Below are 22,846 nucleotides of genomic sequence, written 5' to 3' on the forward strand. Positions count from 1 at the left end.
CAGTTTCGACGCATCGCTACGAGATATGAAAAAACCGCCCGAAACTACCGCTCCATGATCGCTCTCGCAGCAACCATCTTGTGGATCCGATAAATGTCCACACTTCCTAGCGCGCGTTCGCGGGGGCGACGTCTTCGATGTGAAACTCGATGCGGCTCTTGCCGCCCCACTCGTCGCGCTCGACGCGGCCCGCCACGTGGCAGGCAAGGTCGCGCCCGTCAGTCAGGGCCGCGCCGATCTCCGTTTGCGCCGCGCGGAAGGCGACGGCGCTGATCTGGCTGCCGTCGATGTCCTGAAGCGCAAGGCGCAGATGGCCGCCCGTGATCTCCTTGATCATGGTCGGCCGAACGGACGCGAGGCTGAAACGCGGCGCGGGATTTCCCTGTCCGTAAGGGCCGGCTGCCTCAAGCTGCGCGCAGAAATCGAGCGTCGCTGCGCGCGGCCTGAGCACGCCGTCGACCGGAAGCTCCGGCGCGGCGCTTGCCACGCGATAGGCGGGGTCAAGCGCAGCGCGCAGGAAGGCCGCCAGTTCGTGCAGCCGCGCCGTGTCGACGGTGACGCCCGCCGCCATGGTATGACCGCCGCCCTTCTTCGCGAGGCCCGCCTCCACCGCGGCGCGCACGGCCGCGCCGATGTCGACGCCGGACACCGAACGCGCGGAGCCGGTCGACTCGCCCGCATCTTCGTCCTGCGAAAAGATCAGGCACGGCCTCTGAAACCGCTCGGCGAGGCGGCTCGCGGCAAGCCCGACAAGCCCCTTATGCCAGACGGGCGAACCCGCGATGATGATCGGGCAGGCCGGGTCTTCCATCAGCGTGCGGTCGGCCGACGCGGCGGCTTCCTCGACCGTCTTGATTTCGATCTCGCGGCGCTCGCGGTTGAGCCGGTCGAGCGTCTCGGCGATGCGGCGCGTCTCGATTTCGTCCTCGGAGGCCAGCAGCCGCGCGCCGAGGCTCGCGTCGCCGATGCGCCCCCCCGCATTGATGCGCGGGCCGAGCACGAAGCCGAGCGTGTAGGGCGACGGCGGCTTGTTCACCCCCGCGGCGTCGGCAAGCGCGCGAAGGCCAGGATTGCGGCGATTGCGCAGCACCTTCAGCCCTTGCACCACGAAGGCGCGGTTGACGCCGGAAAGCGGCACCACATCGCACACGGTCGCGAGCGCCACGATGTCGAGCCAGCCGAGGAGGTCCGGCGCGGCCGTTTTCGCGTAGGCGCCTTTGGCCCGCAGCCGCCGCTGGGCCGCGACGCACAGGAGAAAGGTGACGCCCGCCGCGCAGAGGTGCCCCTGCCCCGACAGGCAGTCCTGCCGGTTCGGGTTCACCACGGCATGCGCGACCGGAAGCTCATCGTTGACCTGATGATGGTCGACCACGACCACCTCGACGCCGCGCTTTGCCGCCACGTCCAGCGCCTCAAAGCTGGTGGAGCCACAGTCCACCGTCACGATGAGCTGCGCGCCGTCTTCGATGAGTTGCGCGATGGCGGGGCCGTTCGGGCCGTAGCCTTCGGTGATGCGGTCGGGGATGTAGATGCGCGAATCGAGGCCGTGCCACGCGAGGAAGCGCTTCATGAGCGCCGACGATGACGCGCCATCGACGTCGTAGTCGCCGAAGATGGCGATGCGCTCGCCCTTCTCGACGGCCCGAGCGATGCGCTCGGCGGCCTTGTCCATGTCGGTGAAGGTGGAGGGGTCGGGGCAGAGCGCGCGCAGCGTGGGGTTCAGCACGTCGGCGACGTCGTCGAGCGAGACACCGCGCGCGGCGAGGATGCGGCCAATGATCTCCGGCAAATCATGACGCTGCGCAATCGCCGCCGCGATATGGGCATCCTGCGGCGCGAGGCGCTCGATCCATTTCAGTCCGCGCGCCGAACGCTCCACGCCGAGGAAAGCCGATTGTGCGCGGGGTTGCTGTAACGGCAGGGACAGGGAACGCACTCGTTAAGCTCCATCTTGACCAGGAGGGCGAGTGTATCCGATTCGTTCGATGTGAAACGGGCGTGAAACAAAAATGACGACCGTTTTCCACGGTTGTTCTCATGGATAAGCTGGCGTTAACCGCCCGGCCTCAGGCGTCCCCCGGCTTGACGTGGAGCCGCTGGCAAGAAATCTAGAAATTCACGTTGTTGACGACCCACGATCCGGCGGCGGCGGTGGCGCCTGCGATGAGGATGGGGGGCAGGGCGCGGACGAAAACCTGAAAGAGCGTCATGATCGCCGCGAACGCCTTTTCCCCCGCCGCCAGAAGCTCGCGCGTCGCTTTCGAGATGAAATAGAACACGATCGCGGAGCTGCCCAGGAGGATGATCACCTTCGAGCCCGGCATGTCGCCGAGCCTGTCCCAGGGCACGGCAATGATCTGCGTCAGGCACCATTGCCACGCAGCATTGGCGACGCGCGCAATCGCGTAGATGCTATCCTGAACGAGTTGCAGAATCTGGACGATCACTTGCATAGCTGAAGCTCACTTGTTTCAGTGTCCAGGAAACGTCTTTTATCATGCACCAATAAACCTGTGGCGAGCTTGCCGCCCGCGCCGCGCCGAGGCCGCCGCTGAAGCCATGTGCCCGCGCGATTTACGCAGCCGGAAACCTGCGGCCCGATTTGCGGTTCATCCCGTTATCGAAGCAGGAACGCTGACAGCACAAAGAGTTGTCTTCGGCCGGAATTCTTCAAGTCGCATCTTCACAACCAGCGGGCGGAGGCGCTACCATAGGGCATGGCAACACGACACGGTTACATGGGCTGCTTGAAAAGCCACGGGTATCTCGACGGGCAGTTCCTCATCGCAATGCCTTCGACGACGGACCCGCGCTTTCATCGATCCGTGATTTACGTCTGCGCCCATTCCGAAGAAGGCGCGATGGGATTGATAGTCAATCAGCGCGCATCGCACATCACGATGCCGAAGCTGCTGGAACAGCTCGACATTCCCATGAGCTGGTCGCGGCCGACTTCCATTCGCATGGATGCGATGGCCGTTCATCTCGGCGGCCCCATCGACATCAGCCGCGGATTCGTGCTGCACAGCTCGGATTATTTCGTGGCGGATGCAACGCTTCCGATCAACGGCGGCGTGTGCCTGACAGCGACGGTCGACATCCTGCGCGCGATTGCCAGGGGACGAGGTCCGAACAACGCCATTCTGGCGCTCGGCTATGCAGGATGGGAACCCGGCCAGCTTGAGCGCGAGATTCAGGATAATGGCTGGCTGAATTGCCCCGCCGATCCGGACATCATCTTCGACACCGATCTCGACACGAAGTATCATCGCGCGATGGGAACCATCGGCATCGACCCCTCGCACCTCGTTTGCGCCGCCGGTCGCGCATAACGCTCGCCGCGCTATCTCGTCTCCCGCTCGCCAACACGCCTCGCCGCGGTCGCCGCTCATGGGTTCATGAGCCGGATCAAGCCTATTTCTTCCCGATCTCCGCCACGCGGCCGAGGATCGCAGCGTGGCTCAGGATGCCGTTCCTGAGGCATTTCAGCTCGAACTTCTCGTTCGGGCTGTGAATGCGGTCGTCGGAGAGGCCGAAGCCGACGAGGATCGAATCGAGGCCGAGCCCCTTTTGCAGAAGCCCGACGACCGGGATCGATCCGCCGCCGCCAACCATCGCCGCTGGCTTGCCGAACACGTCCTGAAGCCCGGCGCGCGCCGCCTGCATGTACGGCCCTTCGACCGGCACGAGAATGCCCTCCGAGGCCCCGAACTGGCGGATTGTCCATTTCGAATCCGGTGGGGTGCGCGCGTCGAGGAACGCCTTCAGACCGTCGAGAATCTTCTGCGGATTCTGGTCCGGCACGGTGCGGAAGCTGACTTTCGCGGAAGCGCGGGCGGCGATCACCGTCTTCGAGCCTTCGCCGGTGTAGCCGCCCCATATGCCGTTGATGTCGGCAGTCGGGCGCGCCCAGATGCGTTCGAGTGCGGTGAACCCCGCTTCGCCCGTCGACTGCGTAAGGCCGATTTCGCCGAGGAAGCCTTTTTCGTCGAACGGAAGGGCTGCCCACTCGCTCCGCTCGGCGTCGGACAATTCCGCAACGCCATCGTAGAAGCCGGGAATCTGCACGCGGCCATTCGCGTCATGGAGTTGCCCGAGCACTTCGGTCAGCGCGTTGATCGGGTTGACAACCGCGCCGCCGTACAGGCCGGAATGAAGGTCGTGCGACGGTCCCCGAAGCGTGATCTCGACATAGACATTCCCGCGCAGCCGGTAGGTGATGGCCGGCGTGTCGATGTCCCAGGCGTTGGTGTCGCTGATGAGCACGGCGTCGGCGCGGCGGAGCGTGTCGGCATGGGCCGCGAGAAAGCCCGGAAGCGAGACGCTGCCGCTTTCCTCCTCGCCTTCGAGCAGCACCGTAACTTCGGCGGGCAGCGCGCCATGCACCGTTTTCCAGGCACGCAGCGCTTCGAGTATGGTCGCGACCTGCCCCTTGTCGTCAACCGCGCCGCGCGCGACCACGCGCTTGCCGTGCGGACCGTCGACGATGGCGGGCTCGAAAGGCGGCGAGGTCCATTCTTCCAGCGGCTCGACCGGCTGTACGTCGTAATGCCCGTAATAGAGGAGGTGCGGCGCGTCGGCGCTCGCGCCTGCATGATGCGCGACGAGGATCGGATGGCCGGGCGTCTCGTGCAGCGTCGCCTCGAAGCCGAGCGCGCGGAACTCGGAGGCGAGCCACTCGCCCGCACGGCGAACGTCGCTCGCGTAAGTCGGATCGGTCGAGATCGATGGTATCCGCAGGAAATCCAGATAGCGCGCGACCGCGTTGTCGAAATCGGCTTCGGCTTGCGCGAGCACGGGTTGAACGTCGAATGTCTTGGGCATCTTCGCCTCTCTTTCCCGGTCGCCGCAGCGTTTGGTAAACCGCATCGGGTGCGTCTTCGTTGCCACGCGCCGAGCCGCCCCCCGCTTACCTAAACCATGAACCTTTGCTTGAACTTATAGCAGCGAGACGCGCGCAAAAAGCAAAATGGCCGCCCGAAGGCGGCCATCTCAGCAGGTATTCAGGGGATTACATCGGGCCGTTCCGAGAGCCGTCGCCCGCAAACCTTTATGTCGACGGCTGAGGCTCCATGCCGCCGAGATCGTCCTTGCGCGGCGCGCGCCCGCCTGTGGTAGGCACCGCGGAGCGACGCTTCGGCTGATCTTCCTTCATGGTGAACTCGCGAACCGGCGGCTTGCCGTTGAGAAGATCGCGCACTTCCTGCCCCGAAAGCGTCTCGTATTCGAGAAGACCCTTGGCCAGAGTGTGCAAGTCTTCGAGATGCTCGGTGAGGATGGAGCGCGCGCGTTGCTCGCCTTCGTCGATGAGGCGGCGGATTTCGGAATCGATAAGCTGTGCCGTCTCCTGCGACATGTTTTGCGAGCGCGCCACCGAATGGCCGAGGAAGACCTCCTCCTGATTGTCGCGGTAACGAATGCGGCCCAGCTTGTCGCTCATGCCGTATTCCGTCACCATCGCGCGCGCCATGTTGGTCGCCTGCTTGATGTCGTTTGTCGCGCCCGTTGTCACATTCTCCGGGCCGAATATCAGATCCTCCGCGATGCGCCCGCCGAAGACCATCGAGAGATAGGCCTCCATTTCGTGCTTCTTCATGCTGTAACGGTCGCGTTCCGGCAGGTTGAACGTAACGCCCAGTGCTCGGCCACGTGGAATGATCGTGACCTTGTGGAGCGGATCGTTGCCCGCCGCGAAGATCGAGACAAGTGCGTGGCCCGCTTCGTGATACGCGGTGAGGCGCTTTTCTTCTTCGGTCATGGCCATCGAGCGGCGCTCGGCACCCATCATCACGCGATCCTTCGCGTCCTCAAACTCGTGCTGGGTAACGACGCGCTTGGAGCGGCGCGCCGCGAGCAACGCGGCTTCGTTGACGAGGTTGGCGAGGTCGGCGCCCGAAAAGCCGGGCGTGCCGCGCGCAATAATTTTGAGGTCGACGTCGGGAGCCAGCGGAACCTTGCGCACGTGAACCTTCAGCACCTTCTCGCGTCCAACGATATCGGGCGCAGCAACGACCACCTGACGGTCGAAACGGCCGGGCCGCAGCAGCGCGGGATCGAGCACATCGGGGCGGTTCGTGGCGGCTACGAGAATGATTCCCTCGTTCGCCTCGAAGCCGTCCATCTCGACAAGAAGCTGGTTCAGTGTCTGCTCGCGCTCATCGTTGCCGCCGCCGAGCCCGGCGCCGCGATGACGGCCGACCGCGTCGATTTCGTCGATGAAGATGATGCAGGGCGCGTTCTTCTTGGCCTGTTCGAACATGTCGCGCACGCGGCTCGCGCCGACGCCGACAAACATTTCAACGAAGTCCGATCCCGAGATTGTGAAGAAGGGCACGTTCGCCTCACCGGCGATGGCTCGCGCGAGCAGCGTCTTGCCGGTGCCGGGAGGGCCGACGAGGAGCGCGCCGCGCGGGATGCGCCCGCCGAGCCGCTGGAACTTTTGCGGATCGCGCAGGAATTCCACGATTTCCTCAAGCTCTTCCTTGGCTTCGTCCACGCCCGCCACGTCGTCGAAGGTAACGCGGCCCTGCTTCTCGGTCAGAAGCTTCGCCTTGGATTTGCCGAAGCCAAGCGCGCGGCCGCCGCCCGACTGCATCTGCCGCATGAAAAAGACCCAGACCGCAATCAGAAGCAGCATCGGGAACCAGTTCAAAAGTACACCGAGAAGCGACGGCACGTCTTCGGTTGCCGGCTTCACGTTAATCGCGACGCCCTTCGAGTAAAGACGGTCGACGAGTTGCGGATCGTTCGGAGCAGTCGTGATAAACGGCTGCCCGCTGTTCAGCGTACCGGCGATCTGATTGCCGGCGAGCGTGACAGACCGCACGTTCTTGTTCTCGACGTCGTTCAGGAACTGGGAATAGTTCATCTCGTTCGCGCGAGTACTGCGCGGATTGTTCTGAACCAGATTGAAAAGCGCCACGAGAAGCAGCGCGATGATGACCCAGATTGCCAGATTGCGGAAGTTCGAGTTCATGGAGGCGATGGTTTCCCTGGTGCCGTCTGCGCGGCGTGAAGGCGAGACTTGACAACCGGCCTTGAGCCTTCAAGCCACAGAGCAAGGCATTACAAGCCGAGCCTTTCAAAGATAGGGTATGGGTGTGTCTTTGCCAAGCGCACTTGAGGTCGTGTTTGGCAGCCGGGTTAAAAAGCGCGCGAGCGGAGCAGCAAGCGTTGCTTTGACGGGTGGAACCCACGGCAAACGGTCTTCAACCGAAAGCACAGGGGCGGCGACAAGCCTGCCTTCGCGCCAGAGCGCCGGCGTGGTGAGCGCGGCGAGCCGGTTGACTTCGGCGGAGAGCCTGAGTTCCTTGCGCTCCCTGCGCCACGCGGTCCAGCCGGGCTCTCCGAGCGGGCGGACCTGGCCATCGCAAGCGGCTGCGTTCGGCACGGAGACGAGAAAGCGCCGGTCCCACAGCACGGCGGCCCGTGGTTCCAGAGAAACGGGCGCGGGCTTCGTGCGGCCCGGCTCGCGGTAGAAGGAGAGGCGTCCCGCCGCTGCGATCAGGAGCGAGCCTCCGAGCGTCGCCTCGCTTTGCCCGGTCCTCAGGCCTTCGAGCAGACGCTCGAGGCGCATCATGCGCGGCGGATCTGCCCGCCCGCCGATCAGCGGCAGCACACGCGCCAGCACACGAAGCGCGATGTCGTCGGGCAGCGCGTCGAAAGCTTCACGGTCGATTTCGCCATGAGCGAGGGGCGACACCCGGAAGAAACCGTCGAGGAAACGCTCGGCGGCTTCGTCGAGCGCGGCGCGACTCCGTCCGAGGCGGGCGGCACTGAGCGCGAGCGCGGCTTTCGACACTCCGGCATTCGCCAGCGCCCTCATCGCGATGCGAAGTCGCACGCGCTCGAAGGCGGTATTTTCGTTGCTTGGGTCGCGGACGAACGGCACGCTGCGCGCGCGCAGACAGGCGGTAAGCCGCGTCTTTGAAAAATCGAGGAGCGGGCGGGCAAGGCGCACGCCATCCCGCATCGAAACAGGGGCGATGGCCGCCAGTCCGTCGACGCCGCTGCCCCGCGCCAGCCGCATGACGAGCGTCTCGGCCTGATCGTCGCGGGTGTGCGCCGTGACGAGGCTGGCGCCGTTAACGCGTGCCTGCGCCGTGAGCAACGCGTATCGGGCGCGCCTCGCCGCTGCCTGAAGTCCGGTCGCGGGCTTCTCGCCGCTCCAGACAAGGGTGACATGTTCGAAGCCGAGAGCGCGGGCGTGCGTCCTGACGAAAGTTGCTTCCTCGACGCTTTCCGGGCGCAGCCCGTGATCGACGGTTGCGACCGTGATCGTGTCTGCCTGCCGGTTCGCCAGCGTCGCCCAGCGGCGGGCAAGATGCATAAGCGCCATGCTGTCCGGACCGCCGGACACCGCAAGCACAAGGGCAGGAGACGCCTCCACCAGAGCAAAGGCTTTCAGTATTTCGCTATCGCTTATAACAGTCGGCAAAGTAGTCCCACCGTTGCTCGTGATCGCGCGGCATAGGAAGCGCATCGGCAAGTTGCCCGCATTTTCAGACTAAACGACTTAATCCCTGATCGTGCAAAGACCAAAATGCGTGGCATGACGTATCTATAATAAATCGGAAGGTATCAGGAAAAACAGAGGCCGATGGGAACCGGCCAACTCTCGCAAAATATTCAATCCTCGTCGTCGGGTCTGACGAGATCGCTTCCTCCATCCGATGCTGTGACGGCTGGCGCTAACCGCACGCCGCCCGTCTCTTCTCGACCTCCGCACGCTGAAGGACGGGTTTCGGCCCTTGAGGATAGCGCCGCTGCAACTCCGCAAACGAATCGCACGCGGCAGCTTTTTCCCCAAGCCTGCGAAGCGAAATGGCCAGTTTCAGAAGCGCCTCCGGTGCCCGCTCGGTGTCCGGATAGGAGGTGAAGGTCTTCAGAAAGCGATCGGCCGCCGTCCGGTACTCGCCGCTTACGAAAGCCGTTTCGCCAAGCCAGTAGTGCGCCGACCCGGCAACCGGATCGTTCGGGTACTGGTCTACCACCTGCTGGAAATAGGTCTCGGCCGCAGCATATTCGCGTCGATTGAGCGCGCCGGTGCCCTGCTCGAACAGTGCCCGCGCTCCGCCCGAAGCTGGCAGTGCGGCGGGCGTGGCGTCGGTGCCGACGCGGGGCGCGACCGAGGAAGCCGCCTGTCCGGCGCTTGCGGTCTGGCGTCGCGCAAAGGCATCGGGTTGCGAAGGTTGTGTCGCGCCGTGTCGTCCGGGCGTCGCAACCGGTTCGCCGAGTGGCTTGAGCGGCTCTTTCGCCTCGAAGCCAGCCGCTGGCGTGAAGCTATTGTAACCCGTTTCCGTGCGGGGTTGAGCCGGATCGGCGCCCGGCGAAGCGGCGGCGAGGCGTGCCTCGAGTCGCTGGATGCGCTGCGTCAGATCCGCGATCTGCGCCGAGAGGCGGCTCAGGTCGGCCGCATTCGCGCCTCCCCCTGCTGTCGCGCCATAGCCGCCGCCGCTTTTCGCAAGCGACTCGACGGCTGTGACGACGCTCTGAAGATTGTCGAGCCGCTCTTCCAGCCGGTCGACGCGCTGTGCGGTGTTGTCGCCGCGCGTCTGAGCGTGGGCTGCGAGCGGCACGGCTAGGGCAAGAGAGAGAACGGATGCAGCAACAATGCGTCTCATGGTGGCGCCCTCGCTGGTTCGCTGGTCGGCGGTTGCATCTTTCTCCGACGGTCCGGCCAAGCTGTCAACCGCTTTGACTTAAGTAATTTTTAACGAATGTGACACTCATCAACACGGCGAGAGCGAAAAGGCGCTGTCGCGCCTTCCCGGTCGAATTCGATGCGGGCGCGATTAATAAGATGCAACCGAGCCGCCTCCTTCGAGCACCGTCACCGTGCGGCGATTCTGAGACCAGCAGGAGATGTCGTCGCAAACCGCCACCGGGCGCTCCTTGCCGTACGAGATGGTGCGGATGCGCTGCGGGCCGATGCCTTGAGCGATGAGGAAGTTCTTGGTCGTCTCGGCACGGCGAGCGCCGAGCGCGATATTATACTCGCGCGTGCCGCGCTCGTCGGCGTGGCCCTCGATGGTGATCGGGTAATTCGTGTACTGCCGGAGCCAGACAGCCTGTGCATTCAGGATCTGCTGCCCTTCCGGCGTGAGTTGCGAGCTGTCGGTGAGATAGCGAACCGTGTCGCCGATCTTGCCGTTGAACTCCTGCTTGCTGCCCGGTGAATAATTCTCGCCGCCAGCACCAAGCCCGAGGCCCGCGCCGGGGGCGTTCTTGTCGCATCCGGCAAGAGAGACAGCAGCGGCGATGATGAAAAGGACAGCGAACAGGGAACCTAGGCGCGGTCGCATCAGATTTTCCTCCAATCGCGCACAACTTGAGCGCGAGCTTGCCCGGGAAATCGTAACGGAATGCTTACCAAGCAAACTGTTTCTCGGGCCGTTTTGTGACCTGCAACAGATTTCAGCATGAAAAGGCGGGAAAAGCGAAATTCGCCGTGTGTTCAGCGAGCCTGCCAAACCTCATTTCAAGAGCGGAGACCATGCGGGATCGGATGCAAAGGACGGTGTCTGCACCTGCCGCTCGTTGTAGCCGGTGAGGTCGATGCTGAAGAGCTTCGCGCCGCCGTTCGCGCCGCCGCTTTCGCGAAAGAACAAGATGACGCGTCCGTTGGGCGACCACGTCGGCCCCTCATTGTGGTAGCCCTCCGTCAGGAGCCGCTCGCCGGAGCCGTCGGGACGAATGACGCCGATGGCAAAGCCGCCGGGCACCCGCTTCGTGAAGGCGATGAGGTCGCCGCGCGGCGACCAGACCGGCGTCGAGTAGCTTCCGTCTCCGAACGAAAGACGGCGCTGGCCGGAGCCATCCGCGTTCATCACGTAAAGCTGCTGTTTCCCGTCGCGGTCGGACTCGAACACGATCTGGCGGCCGTCCGGCGAGTAGCATGGCGCGGTGTCGATGGCGGAGCTTTGCGTCAACCGGGCGAGGCGGCGCGAGCGCAGGTCCATCTCGAAGATCGAGGAATTGCGGCCTTCCTGAAGGCTCATCACCACGCGGTCGCCCTGCGGCGAGATGCGCGGCGCGAAGGACATGTTCGGGAAATCGCCCAGCACCTCCTCCTGCCCTGTCATGATGTTGCGCAGGATCACGCGCGGCGCGCCTTCGCGATAGGCGGTGTAGGTGATCTCCTGCGAGAGCGGATGGAAGCGCGGCGTCAGCACGAGTTCGCGCCCCTGCGTCAGAAGGCGGAGGTTCGCGCCGTCCTGATCCATGATGGCGAGGCGCTTCACCCGCTGGTTTTTCGGGCCGGTTTCATCCACGAAGACGACACGGCTGTCGAAATAGCCGCGCTCGCCCGTGAGGCGTTCGTAGACCGCGTCGGCGATGATGTGGGCGAGGCGGCGTGACGTATTGCGCGGGATGAAGAATTGCTCGCCCGCGATCTGGCGCCCGGTCACCACGTCCCATAGCCGATATTCGCCCTTGAGCCGCCCGTCGCCGGTATCGGTCACGCGACCCACCACCAGCGCCTGAATATTGAGGACTTTCCAATCCTGAAAGCGGGGAGGCATGTCGACATTTGCGCCGCGCTCAATGAAGGCGGAGTTCGACACCGGGCGGAAGAGACCGGAGCGCTGGAGGTCGGCCGTCACGATCTGCGCGGTTTCCACGGCTATTGCATCGCCGGTGAAGTCCGCCACCGCGATCGGGATCGCGCGCACCTGCCCGCGCCGGATTTCAACCTCAACCTGCGCGGAGGCGAGCGAGGGCGCCAACAAGGCGGCCGCCAATATTGCTGCAAGAAGCGTCGTCAGTCTGCGCGAAACCATATCAGCCGCCATACATGTCGCGGGGATTGAAACGAAGGATCATGTCGCGGCACCGCTCGTACTGCGCGGGAGGTATGGAGTACGGCGCGCCGCGCATTGCGGCGCGAATGGCGGCGTCGGCCATGGCCTGCCCGGTGGGCGACATCGGCGCGTCCATCACCATGGGCGGGCGCAGCAGGGTGCCGTCGCGGTTCAACTCGATGTGAAGGCGCACGAGGCCCATTTCTCCCAGCGCGGCACCGAGCGGCAGATCCCAGTTCTGTTCGATGCGGCTCTGCACGAGGTCGGCGCAGCTGCCCGCGTTCATCGCGCCACGAGCCTGCGGCACACCCATCGCCTGATCCTGAAGCGAACTGGCGGGCCGCCACGGTTTGCCCGGCTCGAAATCGCCGGATGGTGCGCCCGCGTTCGGGTCGCGGTTGAGGACGGCGGTCTGCCGGTCGGACCAGGTTTTCGCGGGCTGCGTGTCCATGGTCGAGCGCGAGGTTTGCGGGCGCGCGTCCTGCGGCTGATCCTTCTTGATCAGCGAAGCGATGTGGTTCGGGTCGAAATTGCGCTCGGGCTGCTTCTCGGCGGCGGGCTTGGGGCGAACCTCGCTCTTCGCTGCAACTTCCGCCTTGGGCTTCGGCGGCGGCTCCTTCTTGACCACCGGCTTCGGCTTTTCGACGGGCTTTTCAGGCGCGGGAGCGGGCCGCGCCTTGGCATGTTCGACGGGCTTCGGCTGAGGCGCGGGCGTCGGTTCCGCCTTCGGAGGCGGCGGCGCGAGCGCCTCCTTCTCCGTCACCTTGGGCGACGGCTTCTGCTCGACTTCCCTTTTCGCGGTCGCGGGCGCCTCGGGCGCTTTCAGCTCGGCGAGCGGCGCGGGCGTTTGCGCCTTCGCGTCGACCTTGCCCTGCTGGCGTTCGCTGAAATCCTTGGGCGTCAAGATCTCGACCGAGACCGGCGGCGGCGGCACGTCTTTGTCCCCGCTGCTGGCGAAGTTGAAGATCACCAGCCCGAAGACCAAAAGATGCAAGATGACGGAGCCGATCAGGCCGTACCGCACGATATCCTCTCGTCAGCGTTTGTCGTCGAGTTCCGTCACGAGCGACAGCTTCTTGTAGCCCGCCGCCGCGATTCGTCCCATCACGCGCATCAACTCGCCGTAGTTCGTCGTCTTGTCGCCGCGCACATAGATCGCCTCTTCCATGCCCTTGCGTGCTTCCGTGATGGCCTGCAACTTCGCCTGCAACCCTTCGAACGGAATTTCCGTCTCCTGAATGAAGATGCGGCCCTGCGGATCGACGGTCAGCGTCAGCGGCTCCGCGTCGCTCTGGAGCGCCGCGCCCTCGCTCTTCGGCAGGTCCACCGGCACGCCGGCCGTCAGGAGCGGCGCGGCCACCATGAAGATGATCAGGAGCACGAGCATCACGTCGACGAAAGGCGTCACGTTGATTTCGGCCATGGGACGATGCTTCCGGCCCCTGCGCCGTCTCGCGCCGGACGGTCCGCCCGCTCCCGCCTGCAATGACATACCCATGTGCGGCCCCTCGTCGTCGCGCGCTTACGTTTTCAGATCAAGCTGGCGCGAGACTATCGCGGAAAATTCGTCGGCGAAGCCTTCGAGCCGCTGCGCGAGCCGCGACGCCGATTGCTGGAAGGCATTGTAGAAAATCACGGCCGGAATGGCGGCGAGAAGGCCGAGCGCGGTCGCGAACAGCGCTTCCGCGATGCCCGGCGCGACCACCGCGAGATTGGTGTTCTTGCTGGTGGCGATGCCCTGAAACGCCGTCATGATGCCCCAGACCGTGCCGAACAGGCCGATGAAGGGCGCCACGGCGCCGACGGTCGCGAGGAAGAGAAGCCGCGCTTCGAGCCGCTCCATCTCGCGCGTGATCGTCACTTCCATGACGCGCTCGATGCGCATCTGGACGCCGGGCAGCGGTTTCGCGGTGCCGTCGATGGAGCGCCGCCATTCGCGCATCGCCGCCTGAAACAGCGCCGCCATGGCGCTTGTGGGCTTCTGCGGCATGGCGAGATAAAGCTCGTCGAGCGACTGACCCGACCAGAACACGCGCTCGAATTCGTCGGTCTGCTTTTTCGCGCGCCGGAAGGCGATGGTCTTCTCGATCACGATCGACCAGCACCAGATGGACGCGAGAATGAGCCCGATCATGACGAATTTCACGACGGGGTGAGCCTGAAGGAACAGGCCGAGGAATGAGAAGTCGCTTTCTGGCGTCATATCCGATTGAATTCTATGGCCGCGTTCAAGGCAGACGTGGAGGCTTCACTCTCACGCCGCAACCTTGCTTGTGGGGTTTATCGAAGGGTTTAGCGCGAAGATTGTCCAAAGTGAGGATTCCCCGCCACAAAGCTGGTGACAGTTTTTTCCAACTTCTCGGCGCGGCATCAGCTGGTTTCAGAGCAGCCCGGCGTTTTCAGGTCCGAGCGTTTCAGCTTGCCGTTCGGCGTCTTCGGCAGGCGCTCGACGAGCACATAATGGCGGGGGCGCTTGTAGGCGGCGAGGCTGGCTTCCGCGCGGGCGGCGAGTTCGGCTGCGAGGTCCGCACCGCCTTCGCGCGCAACGACAAACGCCGTGATCGCGGTTCCCCCGTGCGGTTGCGGCACGTCGACGACACCGGCCTCCGCCACCAGCGGGTGCTCGCGCAGGACGGCCTCCACCTCGACGGGCGAGACGCGATAGCCGCCCGCGTTCATGAGATCCGACGCGCGGCCGAGATGGGCGATAGCGCCGTCCTCGTCCATGCGGCCGAGATCGCCGCCCGTGAACCACTCGCCGCGAAACATCTCGCGCTCTTCGTCCGGGCGACGCCAATAGCCGAGCATAAGGCCGGGGTCGCTCCGATGCACGGCGATCATGCCGGCCTCGCCCGGCGGCTGCGGTGTCTCGCCGCCCTCTTCCGGCAGGATCGCGACGCAGCGCCCCGGCTGCGCACGCCCCACCGTGCCCGGCTTTCGCGGAAAGTCCGGCGCGCTCGAAAGATAGGTGGAAAGCTCCGTCTGGCCGAAGCCCTCGTAAAGCCGCGTGCCGGTTCGCTCGCTCCATTCCGTTTCGAGCGCGTCGGGAAGCGTGTCGCCAGCCGTGAGGCCATGCCGCAGCCGCGCGAGGTCGAGCCGGTCGTCGCCCGCCTGTTTCAGCATCTGATGATAAAGCCCCGGCACGCCCGCGAAGATGGTCGCGTCGAAAGCGCGGATCAGCCCCGGCCATATCGACGGGTGGCGCTCGCCCGTGTAAAGCAGCGCGGTTGCGCCGTTCGTCAGCGGATCGGAAAGCCCCGTCCCCATGGCGTAGGTCCAGTTGATCACGCCGGAATGCAGAAGCCTGTCCGCCCCCGTTATGCCGTACCAGCCGCGATACATCGGGCGTCGCCCCCAGACGCTGCGATGCGCGTGCAGCACGCCCTTCGGGTTCGCGGTGGTGCCCGATGTATAGATGAGGAAAGCCGGATCCTCGGCCGCAGTGTCGGCAAACGCGCCTTCCGGCCCGCCTTCGATGGCGGCGAGAAGTGATGCTTCCGTCACGACCGCGAGGCCCGGCGCGAAATCTCCGTGCGGAAGCGTGTCGTCGAGCACGATGGCCGCCGCTTCGCTGTCGTCGAGCAGGAAGTCCAGTTCGCGCGCGGTGAGGTCTGGCGAGGCCGGGATGGGCACGAAGCCGCCCGCGATCGCGCCGAAGAAGGCGAGCGCATAGGCCGTTCGATTCCGAAGCCGGATCAGCACGCGGCTGCGCGGCGCAAGGCGGCGCTTCGCCCGAAGCTCGAACGCGACGCGCAGCACCGCGCTTTCGAGCGCGCGATAGGTCCACGTCTCGGCCTCGCGGCCTTGCGGATCGTGGATCACCACAAGCGCGGCCTTGTCGCTCGCCGGACAGCCCGCGCGCAGCACATGCTTCGCCATGTTCAAGGTGCGCGGCGGAAGCTCCCCGCGATAACCGTCAGCGCTCAACGTCCGAAGTCCCCGCGCCCGTCGCCGCGCTTTTCGATGGCTCGGCCCACCAGGTTTCGAGCCGCGTTCCATAGAGCGTCGAAACCGGCGGCTGGCGCAACTGCGCCCAGGCGGCGATCCACTGTTTCGGCGCGTAGTAAAGCGGGATGGCGTAACGGCCCGAAAGCAGAATCCGGTCGAGCGCGCGGACAGCGGCGACGAACTCTTCGCGCGTTTTCGCCGAAAGCATCGCCGCTATCATCGCGTCCGCGCCTTTGCTCTCGACGCCCGCATAGTTGAAGCTGCCGTCCTGCTTCGCCGACGCGCTCGACCAGCGAAAGCTCTGCTCGTTACCGGGCGAAAGCGACGAGCCCCATATCGTTTGCATCATGTCGAAGTCGAAGGACGTGGCGCGCCGCTGGAACTGCGCGGAATCGATCATGCGGACGCGCCCCTCGACGCCGATCTGCGCCAGCGCATGCGAATAGGCGAGGAGAAGCCGTTCCTGCTCGCGGCTGACGCAGATCATTTCGAAGGAAAGCGGCGCGCCCGTCGCTTTCGACACCATGCGCCCGTCGCGAAGCTCGTAGCCCGCTTCGTCCAGAAGCTGGATGGCGCGCCTGCGGCCATCCCGGTTGGTGCCGGATGCATCGGTCGCGGGCTGGCTGAAGGTGCCGTCAAGGATGCCCGGCGCCAGTTCGGCGGTATACGGCGCGAGCAGCGCGCGTTCCGCATCCGTCGCGGCGCGGCCGTGCGAGGACAGCTCCGAACGGTCGAAGAAGCTTTCGGTGCGCGCGTAAAGACCACGATAAAGCGCCTTGTTGAGCCACTCGAAATCGAAAACCTCGGTCAGCGCTTCGCGCACGCGCTTGTCGGCGAACACGGGGCGGCGCGTGTTGAACGCGAGCGCGGACATGGGCGCGGGCACGCCGAGATCAAAGGCAAGCTTATTGACGAGGCCGTTTTCCACGGCGGGGAAATCGAACGAATCCGCCCAGCGCACCGCGTCGATGGGATCGCTGTCGCCGAGTACATCGAACAGCCCCTTGCGGAACGCCTCCATCATGGTGGTGCGGTCGCGGTAATAATCGATGCGGATGCGCTCGAAATTGTACTGCCCGCGATTGAACGGGAGGTTGCGGCCCCACCAGTCCGGGTTCTTGCGATAGGTGATGCTCGCGCCCGGCTCGATCTCCTCGATCACATAAGGGCCGCTCGAAATCGGCTTGTCGAAGCTGGTCCTCTCGAAGCTTTCGGGAGTCAGCGCGTGGCGCGGCAGCACCGGCATCAGGCCCATGATGAGCGGCATCTCGCGGTCCGCGCCGTCGAAGGTGAACTTCACGCCACGCTCGCCGATTTTCTCGGCCTTGACCACCTTCGAGTAATAGCCGCGATGGTTTGGCCGGCCGCGTTCCTTCAGAAGCTTCCACGAGAACAGCACGTCGTCGGGTGTTATCGGTTTTCCGTCGGCGAAACGTGCCTCCGGGCGCACCTGGAATGCTACGGAACTGCGATCTTCGGGCGTGTCCACGGTCTCCGCGATCAGCCCGTAGAGCGAGAACGGCTCGTCATAGGTTCGCGCGAGCAGCGTCTCATAAAGATATTCGCGCGCCCCGGCGACCGGCGCGCCCTTGATGATGAAGGGGTTCACGCTGTCGAACGAGCCGAGCACTGCCAGCCGGAGCGCGCCGCCTTTCGGCGCGGCGGGGTTGACATAGGCGAGGTTCGCGAAGCCGTCCGCATATTTCGGCGCGTCGTGCATGGCGATGCCCCCGCGCGGTTCGGCAGCGGTCGAAACGGTCATCAGCACAGCCGCGAAAAGTGCCGCGACCATCCTTGCGGCGCTGTGTCTTTTCAGTCGCGGTGCGCGAGCGAAACGATCAGGTTTTCTACATTGCAAGGCGTTCTTTTCCTTCGGTTACGTCTGCTTGCCCACCCCCCTCGAGCGACGAAACTCACAGAAAGAAAGCGTTTGGGCAACCCTTTCCGGGAAAAGAGCGACTCCTGCCGCCCCTCCCCACCCCATCGGGGCACCTGTCACGGAGATGCCTCAATTTCGAGTATGCAAGCAACAGTCGGTCCGGGAGAGGGGCCAGCGGAATTCGGAACAGCCAACACGATTGAGTGAAAGGTTCGGGTTAATGGTTTTCACAAAGCTCGCGAGAGCGGCGGTGATCGGGGCCGTCGCAGCGTCTGCGTTCACGCTCGGCGCGACCGGCGTCATGGCGCAGGACAAAGGCAAGGCCAAGGCGCCTGCGGAACAGAAGCAGGCCGCTGGCGACCAGAAGCCCGCGGATATCTGGTACAAGCTCTGCATCGACGTGCCGGTGGCCGAAGCCACGAAGCCCGGCGAAAAGCCGAAGCAGCAGAAGCCGGAAGACATGAAGAAGGTCAACGTCTGCCTTACGCAGGTTGACGTGCGCGACAACGCGACAGCCATCCTCATCGGCAAGATCGCCGTTCGTCAGGTTTCCGGTCAGGACAAGCCGCAGCTGCTCGCCATGCTGCCGCTCGGCTCCGCCCTGCCGCCCGGAGCGCTGGTCAAGGTTGACGACAAGGAGCCGATCAAGCTCGCTTACACGACCTGCGATCAGGCTGGCTGCTACGCTGAAGCCAATATCGAGCCGGCCCTCATCGACCAGTTCAAGAAGGGCAAGCAGATCGCCTATCTCGGCATCGACGTGACCGGCCGCGCACTCAGCATCCCGCTGCCCCTCGAAGGCTTCGCCAAGGCTATCGAAGGTAAGCCGGTTCCGGTCGACAAGTACAACGCCGACCAGCAGAAGATCGCCGAAGTGATCAAGCAGCGCCTCGCCGCGCTTCGCGCCCAGCAGGAAGCTGCCGCGAAGAACCCGCAGGGCGCGGCGGCTCCCGCTCAGAAGAAGTAGACCATCTGTTGAGACACGCGCCGCCATCACGGCGCGTGACGCGAAGCCCCGCAAAGGAGCGGGGCTTTTTTATTGGCCCGCCAGGCGTTCGCGGCGCTTCGTAAGCCGCGATCGCACCGACAGACGGTATTATATCAGGTAGCGAGACAGCCACGGCAAGCCGCCCCGGCGCGATGTTGGCCTAGGTCACCAGCGGCGCGACGACCGCGTTCAGCACCCCGGCGGCATCGCGAGGCGCAAGCCGCACCTGTAACCCGCGCTGGCCTCCATTGATGAAGACGAGGTCATGCGTCATCGCCTGCTCTTCGATGGTGGCGGGAAGCTTCTTCATCTGACCGAACGGACTGATGCCGCCGACCTTGTAGCCTGAGATTCGTTCCGCATCCGCGGGCTTCATCATGTACGCCGACTTGCCGCCAAGCGCCGCCGCGAGCTTCTTCATCGACACCTCATGGTCCGAGGGCACGATCACGAGGACCGGCTTGTCGTCGACGAGCGCCATCAGCGTCTTGAGCACGCGCGCGGGCGCTTCGCCGAGAGCCTCCGCCGCCTGCATACCGATCCGGTCCGCGTTGGGATCGTATTCGTAGGTATGCACGGTGAAGGCGATCCCGGCTTTCTCCAGCATCTTCGTCGCGCGGGTGGATTTCGACATTGTTTCTCTTGCCCCAAGATATCGGCATGACGCAACTTATCGGGGCGATGCGTCATGTAGACACTCATAAAATTCAAGGCTTTCTCGCCTGAAAGCCTTGAATATCGGTCTGACGACTAGTGTATTTCGAGCTAGTAGATCACCTTCCTGCAAGCGGGCCTGAGTTCCTTCCGCTTCGACTTCAGGCAGGCGACGATCTTGTCTTCCTGCGGCGGCATCACATACTCGGCGCAGAAGCGATAAACGTCGGGCTTGCATGCTTCCTGTTCGTCCTTCGTGCCCCGATGCCCGCCATATTGCGCCATGGCACCCGCGCTCGTCGCCAGGAAAACCGCCGTCACCACCGCACACACTGCATTCCGCATCGTTAGAATCTCCCTCTTGAAGTGCCATGAAGCGGCAACAGGTCACCTTTGACGCCGCACGAACATAAGCTAGGTGATTCGTCAAACGCGCGCCGCTTCTCCCGAAGTTCTGGCATGGATCACTGCGTTTTGCGTCGTGAGTGAGGCGCTTTCCCACAAATGAGCGTTAACGTCTTGCCGTTGCGGCGAGGCGCCTATTTGCGGTCGGCGTACCAGTCGCAGATCTGCTGGGCCATGGCGGCGCTGATGCCGTCGACCGCCTGAAGATCCGAGAGACCCGCGCGGCTGACGGCCTTCGCCGATCCGAAATGCTTCAGGAGCGCGCGCTTCCTTGTCGGCCCGATGCCCGGAATGCCGTCGAGTTCGTTTTCCGTCATGGCCTTCTTTCGTTTCGCGCGATGGGAGCCGATGGCGAAGCGGTGAGCCTCGTCGCGAAGGCGCTGCACGAAGTAGAGCACCGGGTCGTTCAGCGGAAGCGAGAAGGGCGGCCTGCCCGGCATGAAGAAACGCTCGCGGCCCGCGTTTCGGTCCGGCCCCTTGGCAATGCCCGCGATGGCGAGGCCGTGCAACCCGAGTTCGGCCAGCACCTCCTGCGCGGCGGAAAGCTGCCCCGCGCCGCCATCGATCAGCAGGAGATCCGGCCACGCGCCGACGTCGCCGCCCTGCGCGGCCGCGTCGCCGTTTTCTTCTTCGGCGTATTCGTCTTCGATGAGCGATGGAGCGGAGGGCGTATCGGCCGCCGCGACTGTCTCCGGCGCGGGATCGCTCGCCGCGCTCTCACCGGCCGGAAGCCCGTGCTCTTTCAGAAGCCGCTTGAACCGCCGCGTCAGCACCTCGCGCATCATGCCGAAATCGTCGCCCGGCGTGAGGTCGACGGTGCGGATGTTGAATTTGCGATAATGGTTCTTCGCGAAGCCTTCCGGCCCCGCCACGATCATGCCGCCAACCGCATTCGTGCCCATGATGTGCGAGTTATCGTAAACCTCGATGCGGCGCGGCACCCGTTCGAGGCCGAAAACCTGCGCCGCACCCGCGAGCAGCCGCGCGTTGCTCGATGTCTCGGCGAGCTTGCGGCCAAGCGCCTCGCGCGCGTTCTGGTGGGCGTAGTCGACAAGTTCGCGCTTCTCGCCGCGCCTCGGCGTCACGACATCAACCTTGCGGCCGAGCTTCGTGGACAGGGCCTCCGAGATGAGCGCCTGCTCGGGCACCTCCTCGGAGAGGAACACGCAGCGCGGCACGAGCTTGTCGTCGTAGAATTGCGAGATGAAAGAGCCGAGCACCTCGGCGGGCGAAAGGCTCTTGTCGGCGCGCGGAAAATAGGCGCGGTTGCCCCAATTCTGGCCGCTGCGGAAGAAGAAGACCTGAATGCAGGTCTGGCCGCCCTGCTGCGCGATGGCGAACACGTCCGCCTCCTCGACGCCCTTCGGATTGATGCCCTGATGCGCCTGCACATGCGCCAGCGCCCACAGCCGGTTGCGGTATTTCGCGGCGCGCTCGAACTCCAGCGCTTCGGCGGCCTCCTCCATCAGCGTGTTGAGCTTCCGCTGCACGGCATCCGTCTTGCCGGACAGGAACGCCGTCGCCTCGTCCACGAGCTTCGCGTAGTCTTCGAGCGGAATTTCGCGTGTACAAGGCCCGGCACATCGCTTGATCTGGAATAGCAGACAAGGCCGCGTGCGGCTGTCGTAGACGCTGTCGGCGCAGGTGCGGAGCAGGAACGCGCGCTGAAGCGTGTTGATCGTGCGGTTGACCGCGCCCGCGCTCGCGAACGGCCCGAAATAGTCGCCCTTGGCCGCGCGCGCGCCGCGATGCTTCGCGATCTGCGCCGCTTCCTGATCGCGCCGGATGACGATGTAGGGGAACGATTTGTCGTCGCGGAACGACACATTGTAGCGCGGCTTGAAGCGCTTGATGAGATTCGCTTCGAGAAGCAGCGCCTCGGCTTCGGTGCGCGTGTTCACGAATTCCATCGTCGCCGTCGAGCGGATCATCGCGGCGATGCGGTTCGTGTGCCCGCCCATGCGCGTGTAATTCTGCACGCGGTTCTTCAGGTTGCGCGCCTTGCCGACATAAATCACCTCGCCCGCGAGATCCATCATGCGATAGACGCCGGGGCCGGTGCCGAGATGCTTCACATAGCGGTGGATGACCTGCGGGCCAGTCTCGGGCGCACTCGCCGCGTCTTCGGGCGCGAGGTCTGACTCGACTTCGATTGTGTCCTCAATGTCGGGCATGCCCGTTATGTAACGCGGATGTCAGGCGTTTGCCACATCAGATGCTGCCCGCCATCGACGGCGATGGTCTGGCCGGTGATGGACGGCTGATCGAGCAGGAAGCCGACCGCGCGCGCAATCTCGTCCGGGTTCGCGCCGTGGCCGAGCGGCATCGCGGCCTCTTCGCGGGCGAACTCGTCATTTGTCTGATGGATGCTTTTCAGCGTCGGACCCGGCGCGACGGCATTGACGCGGATACGCGGCGCGAGCGCTTGCGCCATGGTCTTCGTGGCGGCGTGGAGCGCGGCCTTGCTGATCGTGTAGGAGAAGAATTGCGGGTTGGGACGCAGCACGCGCTGATCGAGGATGTTGACGATAGTGCCGCTTGCCCCGGCCGGAAGCTGCGCCGCGAAGCCCTGCGCAAGAAAGACCGGCGCCTCGAGATTGACGGCCATGTGCCGCCGCCAGCTTTCGGGCGTGAGGGACGCCAGACAGTCGTCAGCGAAGGCCGAGGCGTTGTTCACGAGGCAGGCCAGAGGGCCGAGCGCCGCGCTTCTGGGGATAAGCTGTGCAACGTCCGCGGACGATTCCAGATCCGCTTGAAATGCCGACGCCTTGCCCCCGGCAGCGGTAATCGCCGCTACCGTGGCATCCGCTTCCGGCCCGGACGTATGATATTGAATTGCAATAATAAATCCACGCGCTGCGAGGTGAAGTGCGATCGCGCGCCCGATACGCACGGCACCTCCGGTGATCAGCGCAACGTCCGCCATCAACCCCTCACTGTGTGTCCGTTCCGCAACTTTTCGGCGAATCCGATAAAAAGACACGCAAAAGTAGTTGCGCCCTGGCATTTCTCGCTATAGTTGTATTTCTAACGAGGCAAGAGAGTTACACGAACTTGTAGCTCAGCCGGTTAACAGGGTCGTCGCTCAACTCATTGGAGAGCATGCTCTCGTGCATCGTTAGTGGTCCCAGCTCATCCATGCCCAAGGATGACTTCGACCATTTCCCT

19 protein-coding genes and 1 pseudogene are annotated in these 22,846 nt (G+C 64.4%); 3 read left to right on the forward strand and 17 right to left on the reverse strand.

What is annotated here, in order from left to right; genetic code table 11:
- Nucleotides 1-93, forward strand: a pseudogene (locus KKP04_RS13095) (IS5/IS1182 family transposase); the annotation flags it as partial.
- Nucleotides 94-106: 13 nt separating this feature from the next.
- Here the strand turns inward: KKP04_RS13095 and recJ are convergent.
- Together recJ and KKP04_RS13105 are read right to left on the reverse strand one after the other, a co-directional pair.
- The gene (recJ, locus tag KKP04_RS13100; RefSeq protein WP_215032195.1) at nucleotides 107-1,936 is read right to left on the reverse strand and encodes a single-stranded-DNA-specific exonuclease RecJ; all 1,830 of its coding nucleotides are present in this window, start codon (nucleotides 1,934-1,936) and stop codon (nucleotides 107-109) included.
- 172 nt (nucleotides 1,937-2,108) lie between these two features.
- On the reverse strand, nucleotides 2,109-2,453 hold the full coding sequence (locus tag KKP04_RS13105) for a hypothetical protein (RefSeq protein ID WP_215032199.1): 345 nt from the start codon (nucleotides 2,451-2,453) through the stop codon (nucleotides 2,109-2,111).
- Between the two features lie 264 nt (nucleotides 2,454-2,717).
- Here KKP04_RS13105 and KKP04_RS13110 point away from each other — a divergent pair, with 264 nt between their 5' ends.
- The gene (locus tag KKP04_RS13110) at nucleotides 2,718-3,332 is read left to right on the forward strand and encodes a YqgE/AlgH family protein (protein WP_215032214.1); all 615 of its coding nucleotides are present in this window, start codon (nucleotides 2,718-2,720) and stop codon (nucleotides 3,330-3,332) included.
- Nucleotides 3,333-3,414: 82 nt separating this feature from the next.
- On the opposite strand, the gene KKP04_RS13115 is transcribed toward KKP04_RS13110, so the two are convergent.
- The 11 genes from KKP04_RS13115 to KKP04_RS13165 all read right to left on the reverse strand — a co-directional run bounded on the left by KKP04_RS13115 (nucleotide 3,415) and on the right by KKP04_RS13165 (nucleotide 17,514).
- Nucleotides 3,415-4,824 carry a dipeptidase gene (locus KKP04_RS13115; RefSeq protein WP_251134100.1) on the reverse strand — a complete coding sequence of 470 codons (1,410 nt, stop codon included), beginning with the start codon at nucleotides 4,822-4,824 and terminating at the stop codon, nucleotides 3,415-3,417.
- A 226-nt stretch (nucleotides 4,825-5,050) separates the two neighbouring features.
- Nucleotides 5,051-6,976 carry an ATP-dependent zinc metalloprotease FtsH gene (gene ftsH / locus KKP04_RS13120; RefSeq protein ID WP_215032255.1) on the reverse strand — a complete coding sequence of 642 codons (1,926 nt, stop codon included), beginning with the start codon at nucleotides 6,974-6,976 and terminating at the stop codon, nucleotides 5,051-5,053.
- Nucleotides 6,977-7,081: 105 nt separating this feature from the next.
- Nucleotides 7,082-8,437 carry a tRNA lysidine(34) synthetase TilS gene (tilS, locus tag KKP04_RS13125; RefSeq protein ID WP_251134101.1) on the reverse strand — a complete coding sequence of 452 codons (1,356 nt, stop codon included), beginning with the start codon at nucleotides 8,435-8,437 and terminating at the stop codon, nucleotides 7,082-7,084.
- A gap of 253 nt (nucleotides 8,438-8,690) precedes the next feature.
- Nucleotides 8,691-9,623 carry a tol-pal system protein YbgF gene (gene ybgF / locus KKP04_RS13130; RefSeq protein WP_215032261.1) on the reverse strand — a complete coding sequence of 311 codons (933 nt, stop codon included), beginning with the start codon at nucleotides 9,621-9,623 and terminating at the stop codon, nucleotides 8,691-8,693.
- A 171-nt stretch (nucleotides 9,624-9,794) separates the two neighbouring features.
- Complete coding sequence (pal, locus tag KKP04_RS13135) at nucleotides 9,795-10,304, reverse strand: peptidoglycan-associated lipoprotein Pal (RefSeq protein WP_215032264.1); 510 nt, start codon at nucleotides 10,302-10,304, stop codon at nucleotides 9,795-9,797.
- 171 nt (nucleotides 10,305-10,475) lie between these two features.
- The gene (gene tolB, locus KKP04_RS13140) at nucleotides 10,476-11,783 is read right to left on the reverse strand and encodes a Tol-Pal system beta propeller repeat protein TolB (protein ID WP_215032267.1); all 1,308 of its coding nucleotides are present in this window, start codon (nucleotides 11,781-11,783) and stop codon (nucleotides 10,476-10,478) included.
- A gap of 1 nt (nucleotide 11,784) precedes the next feature.
- A complete protein-coding gene (locus KKP04_RS13145) occupies nucleotides 11,785-12,828 on the reverse strand; it encodes a hypothetical protein (protein ID WP_215032282.1) in 1,044 nt (347 codons plus the stop codon).
- A 12-nt stretch (nucleotides 12,829-12,840) separates the two neighbouring features.
- Nucleotides 12,841-13,302, reverse strand: a complete 462-nt coding sequence (tolR, locus tag KKP04_RS13150) for a protein TolR (RefSeq protein WP_215032285.1) — start codon at nucleotides 13,300-13,302, stop codon at nucleotides 12,841-12,843.
- Between the two features lie 24 nt (nucleotides 13,303-13,326).
- The gene (gene tolQ / locus KKP04_RS13155) at nucleotides 13,327-14,007 is read right to left on the reverse strand and encodes a protein TolQ (protein ID WP_215032288.1); all 681 of its coding nucleotides are present in this window, start codon (nucleotides 14,005-14,007) and stop codon (nucleotides 13,327-13,329) included.
- Between the two features lie 167 nt (nucleotides 14,008-14,174).
- Nucleotides 14,175-15,731, reverse strand: a complete 1,557-nt coding sequence (locus tag KKP04_RS13160) for a class I adenylate-forming enzyme family protein (RefSeq protein WP_215032291.1) — start codon at nucleotides 15,729-15,731, stop codon at nucleotides 14,175-14,177.
- Nucleotides 15,721-17,514 (reverse strand): extracellular solute-binding protein, encoded by a 1,794-nt coding sequence (locus KKP04_RS13165; protein ID WP_251134102.1) that lies wholly within the window; start codon nucleotides 17,512-17,514, stop codon nucleotides 15,721-15,723. The genes KKP04_RS13160 and KKP04_RS13165 overlap by 11 nt, the downstream gene beginning before the upstream one ends.
- A gap of 337 nt (nucleotides 17,515-17,851) precedes the next feature.
- Between KKP04_RS13165 and KKP04_RS13170 the strand changes: the two genes are divergently transcribed.
- Nucleotides 17,852-18,598: an invasion associated locus B family protein gene (locus KKP04_RS13170; RefSeq protein WP_215032297.1), complete on the forward strand. Its 747-nt coding sequence runs from the start codon at nucleotides 17,852-17,854 to the stop codon at nucleotides 18,596-18,598.
- A gap of 181 nt (nucleotides 18,599-18,779) precedes the next feature.
- Here KKP04_RS13170 and ybaK read toward each other — a convergent pair whose 3' ends face one another.
- From ybaK to KKP04_RS13190, 4 genes are all read right to left on the reverse strand, one after another.
- A complete protein-coding gene (gene ybaK / locus KKP04_RS13175; RefSeq protein WP_215032300.1) occupies nucleotides 18,780-19,253 on the reverse strand; it encodes a Cys-tRNA(Pro) deacylase in 474 nt (157 codons plus the stop codon).
- A gap of 131 nt (nucleotides 19,254-19,384) precedes the next feature.
- Nucleotides 19,385-19,618, reverse strand: coding sequence for a cysteine rich repeat-containing protein (locus KKP04_RS13180; protein WP_215032303.1), 234 nt, complete (start codon nucleotides 19,616-19,618; stop codon nucleotides 19,385-19,387).
- A gap of 194 nt (nucleotides 19,619-19,812) precedes the next feature.
- Nucleotides 19,813-21,852 carry an excinuclease ABC subunit UvrC gene (uvrC, locus tag KKP04_RS13185; RefSeq protein WP_215032306.1) on the reverse strand — a complete coding sequence of 680 codons (2,040 nt, stop codon included), beginning with the start codon at nucleotides 21,850-21,852 and terminating at the stop codon, nucleotides 19,813-19,815.
- A gap of 5 nt (nucleotides 21,853-21,857) precedes the next feature.
- Entirely contained in the window at nucleotides 21,858-22,604 is a 747-nt protein-coding gene (locus KKP04_RS13190; protein WP_215032309.1) for an SDR family oxidoreductase, read from the reverse strand.
- Nucleotides 22,605-22,846: the final 242 nt, after the last annotated feature.

Source organism: Rhodomicrobium sp. Az07, from assembly GCF_018619475.1.
GTDB lineage: Bacteria > Pseudomonadota > Alphaproteobacteria > Rhizobiales > Rhodomicrobiaceae > Rhodomicrobium.